Origin of the sequence: Fictibacillus arsenicus, assembly GCF_001999465.1 — a bacterium.
Classification (GTDB): domain Bacteria; phylum Bacillota; class Bacilli; order Bacillales; family Fictibacillaceae; genus Fictibacillus; species Fictibacillus arsenicus.
In genome coordinates this window covers 1-1,290 of the sequence record NZ_MQMF01000031.1, presented here as the reverse complement: position 1 = coordinate 1,290, position 1,290 = coordinate 1, and the positions used below count along the sequence as shown (strand labels likewise).

At 68.6% G+C, this 1,290-nt stretch carries 1 protein-coding gene; it reads left to right on the top strand.

The window, feature by feature from the left end; genetic code table 11:
* The first annotated feature begins 2 nt into the window (after positions 1–2).
* Positions 3–1,241, top strand: coding sequence for an IS256 family transposase (locus tag UN64_RS21610; protein ID WP_139343239.1), 1,239 nt, complete (start codon positions 3–5; stop codon positions 1,239–1,241).
* Positions 1,242–1,290 lie beyond the last annotated feature (49 nt).

Here is a 1,290-nt window from a genome sequence, read left to right as displayed (position 1 = left end):
ATATTCTCGACCCTGCCGGCCTGCTCGGAGAAGCCCTGTCTGAAGCGTCCCCGGACATGATGCGCCATCTGCTGCAGACCATGATCAACACCTTGCTGTGCGCTGATGCCGATGCGGTGGTCGGTGCCGAATGGGGCAAGCCCAGCTCCTCGCGCACTGCTCAGCGGAACGGGTACCGCCACCGGGACCTGGACACCCGGGTCGGCACCCTGGACGTGGCCATCCCCAAGCTCAGATCGGGCACGTACTTCCCGGACTGGCTACTTGAACGCCGAAAGAGAGCGGAGTCGGCGCTGATCACCGTGGTCGCTGACTGCTACCTCGCCGGGGTCTCGACCCGACGGATGGACAAGCTGGTCAAGACTCTGGGCGTCAACGCCCTGTCCAAGTCCCAAGTCTCCCGGATGGCCACCGAGCTCGACGAGCAGGTCGAGGCCTTCCGCCACCGCCCGCTCGGGGTGGCCGGCCCGTTCACGTTCGTGGCCGCGGATGCGCTGAGCATGAAGGTCCGCGAGGGCGGGCGCGTGGTCAACGCCGTGGTGCTGCTGGCCACCGGGGTCAACGCTGACGGCCACCGCGAGGTCCTGGGGATGCGCGTGGCGACCAGTGAGACCGGTGCGGCGTGGAACGAGTTCTTCGCGGACCTCGTGGCCCGGGGCCTGGCCGGGGTCCGCCTGGTCACCAGTGACGCCCATGCCGGGCTCAAGGACGCCATCGCCGCCAACCTGCCCGGCGCCACCTGGCAGCGATGCCGGACCCACTACGCGGCGAACCTGATGGGCATCACCCCGAAGTCCATGTGGCCGGCGGTGAAGGCCATGCTCCACTCGGTCTACGACCAGCCCGACGCCACGGCGGTGAACGCGCAGTTCGATCGGCTGCTGGACTACGTAAGCGAGAAGCTCCCGGCGGTGGCCGAGCACCTCGGTGATGCCCGGGCGGACATCCTGGCCTTCACGACGTTCCCGAAGGACGTCTGGACGCAGATCTGGTCGAACAACCCGGCCGAGCGGCTCAACCGGGAGATCCGCCGCCGCACCGACGCGGTGGGCATCTTCCCCAACCGGGCAGCCATCGTCAGGCTGGTCGGGGCGGTGCTGGCCGAGCAGACCGACGAATGGGCCGAAGGGCGCCGCTACCTCGGCCTCGAGGTCCTCGCCCGCTGCCGCCTCACCCCCGTCGAGGACACCGGAAGCGAGGTGGGCACCGACACCGACACTGCCCTCGAGCTCAGCGCCTGACAACCCCAACGAAGGATCCAACCGCTACACCACCACAAGGGGCTTGACC